This is a genomic window from Prevotellamassilia timonensis (assembly GCF_021531665.1).
GTDB lineage: Bacteria > Bacteroidota > Bacteroidia > Bacteroidales > Bacteroidaceae > Alloprevotella.
In genome coordinates this window covers 1-7,854 of the sequence record NZ_JADYUH010000083.1, presented here as the reverse complement: position 1 = coordinate 7,854, position 7,854 = coordinate 1, and the positions used below count along the sequence as shown (strand labels likewise).

General features: G+C 41.9%; 7 protein-coding genes. 4 read left to right on the top strand and 3 right to left on the bottom strand.

Going from position 1 to position 7,854, the window contains the following annotated elements; genetic code table 11:
• Window positions 1-80 precede the first annotated feature (80 nt).
• The 4 genes from I6E40_RS10205 to I6E40_RS10190 all read left to right on the top strand — a co-directional run bounded on the left by I6E40_RS10205 (window position 81) and on the right by I6E40_RS10190 (window position 5,714).
• The gene (locus I6E40_RS10205; RefSeq protein WP_235387044.1) at window positions 81-1,091 is read left to right on the top strand and encodes a DNA-binding protein; all 1,011 of its coding nucleotides are present in this window, start codon (window positions 81-83) and stop codon (window positions 1,089-1,091) included.
• Window positions 1,092-1,096: 5 nt separating this feature from the next.
• Complete coding sequence (locus I6E40_RS10200) at window positions 1,097-1,564, top strand: Fic family protein (protein WP_235387042.1); 468 nt, start codon at window positions 1,097-1,099, stop codon at window positions 1,562-1,564.
• A 238-nt stretch (window positions 1,565-1,802) separates the two neighbouring features.
• Window positions 1,803-2,609, top strand: coding sequence for a transposase (locus I6E40_RS10195; protein ID WP_262910887.1), 807 nt, complete (start codon window positions 1,803-1,805; stop codon window positions 2,607-2,609).
• 147 nt (window positions 2,610-2,756) lie between these two features.
• On the top strand, window positions 2,757-5,714 hold the full coding sequence (locus I6E40_RS10190; RefSeq protein ID WP_235387033.1) for a TOTE conflict system archaeo-eukaryotic primase domain-containing protein: 2,958 nt from the start codon (window positions 2,757-2,759) through the stop codon (window positions 5,712-5,714).
• Window positions 5,715-6,208: 494 nt separating this feature from the next.
• Here the strand turns inward: I6E40_RS10190 and I6E40_RS10185 are convergent, their stop codons facing one another.
• The 3 genes from I6E40_RS10185 to I6E40_RS10175 form a co-directional block, all read right to left on the bottom strand.
• Window positions 6,209-6,493 (bottom strand): hypothetical protein, encoded by a 285-nt coding sequence (locus I6E40_RS10185; protein ID WP_235387032.1) that lies wholly within the window; start codon window positions 6,491-6,493, stop codon window positions 6,209-6,211.
• Window positions 6,494-6,495: 2 nt separating this feature from the next.
• Complete coding sequence (locus I6E40_RS10180; protein ID WP_235387029.1) at window positions 6,496-7,020, bottom strand: YqiA/YcfP family alpha/beta fold hydrolase; 525 nt, start codon at window positions 7,018-7,020, stop codon at window positions 6,496-6,498.
• 136 nt (window positions 7,021-7,156) lie between these two features.
• On the bottom strand, window positions 7,157-7,498 hold the full coding sequence (locus I6E40_RS10175; protein ID WP_235387026.1) for a hypothetical protein: 342 nt from the start codon (window positions 7,496-7,498) through the stop codon (window positions 7,157-7,159).
• Window positions 7,499-7,854: the final 356 nt, after the last annotated feature.

The following is a 7,854-nucleotide window of genomic DNA, read 5'->3' as shown; positions in this document are numbered from 1 at the left end:
CTGTCAGAGGTGCTGTATATATGACGTAACATGTTATAATTGAATCTATAAACTGAAAATTAACGAAGTATTGTAAATATATGGCAAAAGATTTAACAACTTCAGCTATAGAGCGCCAGAATGTTCTGAATAATAATTTGGCAATACCTCGTATCCAAAATGCTTTGGATATTGAAGCATATCATTTTGAAGGAAAGTATTATCTTACCAAACAAATGGTGGCAGATTTCTATGAGGTGGATTCACGAACCATTGACAATTATCTATCTTCACATGAGGATGAGTTGAAGCACAATGGTTACTTTTTATGTAAGGGTAAGCAACTGAAAAACTTTAAGTTACAATTTGCTCACGAAAATAATTTCGTGAGCAAAATCACTCAGTTGGGTCTTTTCGACTTTCGTGCGTTTTTGAATATCGGTATGCTACTCGCTGAAAGTGAAAAAGCCAAACGTGTTCGTAGTCTTATTTTGGATATTGTTATTTCTACTATCAATGAGAAAGCTGGTGGCGGAACAAAATATATCAACTGGCGCGATAGGGATTTCCTTCCTGCAGCAATTCAGGAAGAAAATTACAGAAAAAATTTAACTGCACCGATTAATGATTATGTGGATGGGCATCCAACTTATAAATATGCTTCTATTACGGATATGATTTATAAGGCAGTTTTCCATGAAAATGCTAAACAATATAAGGAATTACTAAAACTAGAACCCAAGGATAATGCCAAAGCAACAATGTATGCAGAGGTTCTTCGTGTTATCAGTTCTTTTGAGAATGGAGTAGGAAGTGCCATTCGTGACCTCTCTTTCAGACTGCATAGAAAAATAAGCATACAAGAGGTTCAGACACTGATCAATGAACAGGCAGAAAGCCCTGCCATGTCACCCTTCCTGTATGACGCTCGTCAGAAGATGGCCTCGTTGGACCTTGGGCTTCGTGATGTCTATCATGATGGTATTGCTGGATATTTGCGAGCAGTTTCTCCTGAAGAATTCGAGCGTTTCATCGGCTCAGATTCCGTAGATTTAGAAAAACTTCTGGATAACGATGAAAACAAACATGTTCTGGAACGTCTTAAAAAATAAAGGCAGTGGAGGATTTCATTTATCTTAGTTTTGAAGATGTTCTTGGATATTACCTGGAAACTATTGAGCAAAGTGGCGGTGGAATGTCTGGCATACGAGAGCAAGCAGAGATTGAGAAAGTTCTTGATTTCGTACAAAACGATTTATACTACCCAACCTTAGAAGATAAATTGACGTACATGGTGTTTGCTTTCTGCACAGGTCATTATTTTGCGGATGGCAATAAGCGCATTTCACTGGTAATTGGTGCTCATTTCCTCATCAAGAATAAAAGAGGATGGGCAGGATTCCATTTTCTACCATATATGGAAGCGTATATTTGGCATGTAGCAGCAGGTAATATCGACAAAGAGTTACTTACAAAAATCGTCCATTCAGTAGTTAACAAAGAAGAACTTGACGAAGAAACCAAACTTGAAGTCATCCATGCGATGGAAAAAAGTCCATTATTTTCTGAAGAAGAACAAGAATAGCAGAATGACTGTCACTTATAAGCAACGAAGTCCATTTGTCCAATGGAATTCGAGAAATTCGAAATCCGTTGGACAAATGGGAAGTATATGGCCAGAGAAGATTCACTTCCCTAGCTTTTCTTTTGGCTTGCAGTTCTCAAAATGTTCGTGTGCATAGCTGTACCCTTTAGACTGAACCATGTCATCGTAGCTGGTGATGGTAACGAACAAGTCTGGCTGAAGCTCAAAAGACCTAAGTCTGCTCTACGCCTTCAATCCTGAGACGAAAGAACCAATTGCAGCAAAACCTTATCCCGGGAACATGCTTGACCAAACATCGATAAACAATTTCATTGTTGAAAACAAGATAGTTAACGGGATGATGATTTTTGACAAGGGTTTCTATAATGAAGATTTGTTTGAGAGGATTGACAAGATGGAAGGACTTTCATATCTCATTCCTTTGAAGCAGAACTCAGCCTTCATCAAGAACTATGGCATGGACAATCCTACTGAACACCTAAAGAGATATACGGATGCCACCATATTATACAAGAAAGTGAGAATGTCCAACGGCAAGTACCTGTATGCATTTTGCGACCCGAAGATGGCATACGAGCAGGAAGTCGCTTACGTGCAGCAGGCACAGAAAAAGGAGACCTTTGACAGCGAGAAGTACATCGGGAAGAAGTCGCTTTTTGGGCTGATTGTATTCAAGTCGAAGAAGAACCTTGATCCGCTGACCGTTTATCTGGCATACTCCCAAAGATGGCAGATTGAGACGTTATTCAATCTCTACAAGAATATAATTGACCGCGACACTGTCAATGTACATTCAGACTACAGAGTGTATGCTACAGAGCTCATCAACTTCCTTTCCGTCATTATCACAACGAGGGTAAAGAATGAAATCGTAAAGAAGGAACTCAACAAGAAATACTCCTACAAGCAAATCTTCAGAATGCTCTCAAAATACAAGAAAGTGAGAATCGATAAAGATGCTCCGTGGGAGGATGTCACCAAACTCAAGTACATTGAGGAACTTACCAAGGCTCTTGATGTATAGGGTTTAAAATACGGGATCCTTTAGTGCATTAAATATTGGGTGTCAAGTACTTACACCAAAAAGTCTCTCACGTATCCCCCAAATAATTCACACGCATTTACGTGAGAATTCCGTGAACTTAGCCATCGTCAACACCAATTCTTCTATATGGATGAGCTGCGAAAGAAATACAACCTACTTGTTGCACAAAACGAGATTCTTCGAAAGGAGAATGCGGAGTTGAGATCTCTTCTTTGTGCTCATGGCATTGAGTACAAGCCAAGGCCTACAAATATAATTGAGTACAAGCCAAAGCCTACAAATATAATTGAATACAAGCCAAGGTCTACAAATGTAATTGACTCCATATATTCGCCTATTTCTCTCCCGGTGATCAAACTTTCGCTTGACGAACGAGTCGCTCTATTCATGTCTTTATTCAAAGGTAGAAAAGATGTGTTTGCCCGAAGATGGTTCAGCAAGTCAACAGGGAAGGCAGGTTATCAGCCTGTATGTGTCAACGAATGGAGACGAGGAGTATGTGATAAGAAGAAGTTTAAGTGCGCCGAATGCCCCAACCGTGACTTCGCACCATTGACATCACAGGATGTCTATCGTCATTTGGAAGGAAAGGATGAAAACTGCTGTGACGTGGTCGGGCTTTATGCCATCATGCCTGACAATAATTGTTCGTTTCTATGTACGGACTTTGATGACAAGAGCTGTAAGCATGGCTACAAGGATGATGTTCTTGCTTTTGTGGGTGTATGTAGAGATTGGCAGATTCCATACGCAATTGAACGTTCCCGCTCTGGTAACGGTGCCCATGTCTGGATATTCTTTGAAGAACCACTCCCCGCATTCAAGGCAAGGCGATTGGGAAATGCAATACTTACAGAGGCGATGAATCGTGATGGACGAATGTCATTCCATTCATACGACCGCTTCTTTCCTAATCAAGACCGTATGCCAGAAGGGGGATTTGGCAATCTTGTCGCACTCCCTCTTCAAGGACAGGCTCGTAAGAACTTGAATACGGTGTTTGTTGATGATGATTTTCTTGCATACAAAGACCAATGGACCTTTCTTTATAATATTAAGAAATTAAGGGAGGATGATGTAGATAAACTACTGAGCTTGCATGTCAATGAGGAATTTGGTGCTCTATCTACATCAAGCGAGCGCAAACCATGGGTAACTCCTACACCACAAGACGTTACGAAAGCAGATTTCTATGCCACCATGGAGATAGTCAAGGCAGATAAGATTTACATGCCACTAAAATCTATTTCTGCAAAGGTCTTGAATCACCTGAAGCGCATAGCAGCATTCAAGAATCCGGAGTTCTACAGTAAACAGGCACTTAGGCTCTCAACATATTCTGTTCCACGTATCATCTCGTGTTTCGACATTACTGACGAATACCTTGCTATGCCTCGTGGATGTGAAGATGCTATCCTATCATTCTTAAACGACAACAATGTAAAGTATACTATTACAGACGAAACAAGTCACGGGAAAAAGATAACAGTAACATTTACAGGGAAGGAACGAGAAGAACAAACAGATGCCATCAACGCATTGCTTACATATAGCAATGGTGTTTTACATGCAACTACAGCTTTTGGAAAAACCGTTACGGCTGCTGCAATTATTGCACGCAAGAAAGTAAACACTCTCATTCTTGTTCACTCCAAGGCCTTGCTTACACAATGGCACGAACGTCTTACGGAGTTTCTTGACATCGACTTTAAGAAACCGGAAGAACCAAAGAAACGTGGTCGCAAGAAAGTATTCTCCCCGATAGGTTGCCTTGATTCTACGTGTAATTCCCTGCATGGTGTTATTGATATCGCTCTCATCCAATCTTGTTTGGATGAAAATGGAGTCAAACCATTTGTCCAGGACTATGGAATGGTCATCGTTGACGAATGTCATCATGTATCGTCTATTACATTTGAGCATGTATTGAAGAACATAAAGGCTCACACGGTGTATGGCTTGACAGCAACACCAATTCGTAAGGACGGACAACAGCCTATTATTTTCATGCAATGTGGTCCAATACGTTTCTCTGCAGACGCAAAGAGTCAGATAGCCAAGCAGTCCTTTGACAGGTATCTTATTCCAAGGTTCACATCATATCGGTCAATTACAGAAGACAGGCAGACCATTACCGCGATGTACCAATCGCTTTCTGAAGATCCTGTGCGAAATGACCTCATCGTGAAAGATATTTGTCAAGCAGTTGACTCCGGACGCACACCAATCATCCTTACAAACAGAACTTCGCACGTGACCTTATTGGCAGAGAAACTAAAGACTACCATCCAAAACGTGATTACCTTGACAGGTTCTGGCTCAACAAAAGATAAACGCGAAGCCCTGCAGCAATTACAGACAATCTCGCCATCGGAGCCTTTAGTAATAGTGGCTACAGGCAAATATGTTGGAGAAGGCTTTGACTATCCTCGTTTGGACACGCTATTTCTTGCATTGCCAATCTCATGGAAGGGGCTCGTCGCTCAGTATGCGGGACGACTGCATCGAGAGAATGAAGGGAAGAAAGATGTGCGCATCTATGACTATATAGACATCCACGAACCAGTTTGCGACAGTATGTACAGAAAACGGCTGAAAGGCTATGCATCAATAGGTTATAAGACCATTATCAAAGGATCACCGACACTATTTGACGATGTTAATGACATAGAGCTCTCCATAAACGAAGGACAGATATTCAATGGCAAGACATACTTCCAGCCATACAAAACAGACCTCGGAACAGCCAAGCACTCCATTGTGCTATCCTCTCCCAAATTGTATAACGCAGAGCGAAATAGCCTTGTGGAACATTTAATGGATTTGTCAAGTCAAGGAATTGAGATACTCATCCTCACCCAAGCTGCCAACGAACAAGCAGAATACCTGCAAAGAAAAGGATTATCCGTAAAGATTATCCCAACCTTGTCGCTATGCACTACTATTATAGACAAGTCTATAGTATGGTATGGAGCAATCAATGCGCTTGGCTATACTTCCGAAGAAGAAAATGTGATTAAAGTCACGGATAATAACTTGGCAGATGAATTGACGAATGCACTTCTTTCCTGCAATTCTGCGTAAACTATTTCAGTCAGGGGGGGATTCAAAGAAGACGGTGATTTTGTAAAGCATCGATAATCAGTATGCTTACAATTATCAAACGAAAATACCAATTACCCCCCTATGATGAAACCATGAAACACGGTGTATGAAAAGTGAACGGATATCCCCGTTTGGGGGGTGGATATCGTCCGTTTTCAGAAGGTTTGCATAAGTCAAAGCATTCATAAATCATCAAATTCTTTCCAAGGTCTGCAAAACTGGAAAGAATTTGATGCAAGGATTGCCCATAAGTTATATCATTGGGATAGCAAAGAGTCTAACCCTTCTCCTCTAATAAAGCTGAAGCATCTTTTTGCAGATACTCCAGGATGTTCTGTCCTTTCATTACTTCACATCCTTTGTGTGGGCTATACATTCCATTTTTAGAAGTTAACGCACCAAAGTTAGCATTTTATTTACATTACACTTGTCATATAGGCGGGCTTTTCCCAAACACTATTCACATCCGCGCTCTAACCCTTGTGCGTCACAATCTCATCTACATTTATGCGCATGACTGCCAACAGTTCCTTGAGGTGAACCAGAGACTCCACCCGCCCCTCGTAGCGATTCGCTCCCGTGCGAATCTTTATGCGATGCCGGATGGGGAAGTATTCAATCGAGAAACGGGTGTCTGCATTGTGCTCCACCTTATAAAAGGTCCAGTAACGCTCACTCCCCCACTTTCCGCTACCGTGGGCATGGAAAAGAAATCCGCGCTCCTCGCAGAAGCGCTCCAGTTCGTGGAGTTCGTTCATAACTAATTATTGCAAAGATATTCTATAATAGCCCTCGCTCCTTCCTCCGAAAGATGATGTCTGGAGTGGATGCGGTGGCAGTGGGATTTGGGATAGTGGCACATAAACGCGCTTACGTATTTATCGCCAAGCAGTTCATCGGCATCAGCAAAAAAGGCATGTACTAAAGATTTGTCTTCGGCAGCATGTTCTTCCGCCCACTTTTCAAAAGGTGCATAGGTCGCCACAAGTTCTGCGGGAGCACCGATAGCAGGAAGCACCTCGCTCGGCAACCAGCAGGGATTTATCAGTATGCGGGGCAACCCCTTCAGAGTTTGAGTAATAAAACCGCCCAACGAACTGCCCATAACGAGGTCAATATCGTGCTCACGAATGTATGCCAAAATCTCTTCACGCGCCTTAGCACAATCTGCCTGCGTATAGGTAAACGCCTCCACAGAATATCCCTTGGGCATCAAACGCTTCAACATGGTAACGGTAGAACCTGTGGCACTACCACCATAACCATAGATGTATAGTATTTTCATATAGGTGGTTATTTAAAATTGGAGGTTCCTCTTTACAGGATGCAATCTGTCAAGTCAAACCTTCTTGTTTATTCGTTCACGCTCATCAGTTTCACAGTCTCTCGTACCTAACCACTTCTGAACTATAGTTCGTTTTTCAAAATGGCCAAGGCACGTCCTCCACATCCTCATCCACCTCTATTTCTACTTCGTTAAAGCATTCAAGCAGTGCGTCGTAGAGCGTCATTAGCGCTGTGGCATTGGGTAACTCTACACGCATGACGACACATTCAGAATCCTCGGTATTAAGGCCAACGAGCAGTCCTAAGTGCAGGGCGTCGCCCGCAAGCACATTCATCACCATGCCAATGGGAATATTCAAGGCGCTTTCATCTGTAGTCTCAGCGCCTATGCGCTCAGCAATCGTCATTACCATCTTCACAATGGCTGTGCGTTGCGATTCAGCGCCACGGATATAAAGGTCGGATTTTACGAACATAGTTTTGAGGTTATAAGAAGAGGTTATAAGGTTTTAAGGCTATGCAGCGTGCAAGCAAGCGCTCGAGTCAAACCATCTCGTATACTTGTGTCTAATAACTTGTCTACTACAATATAGAAACAAAAAGGAAAAAGTTCAAAAAATGGGGCATCTTTTCAAATACCACAAAATAATGCCCGAGAAACTCCGTGTGGGGCTGTATGGTTATCAATACAGCGAAAACATCCGTTCGCTTTCGTTCTCCGTCATAATATATGAAATTCAAGTTACATATATAATATAGTCAATAGTTCGTTGAAAATTGGCTAATCACGCAGCGTCCGAGACGCCATAAAATAGGAGTTCTTTGAAATCGT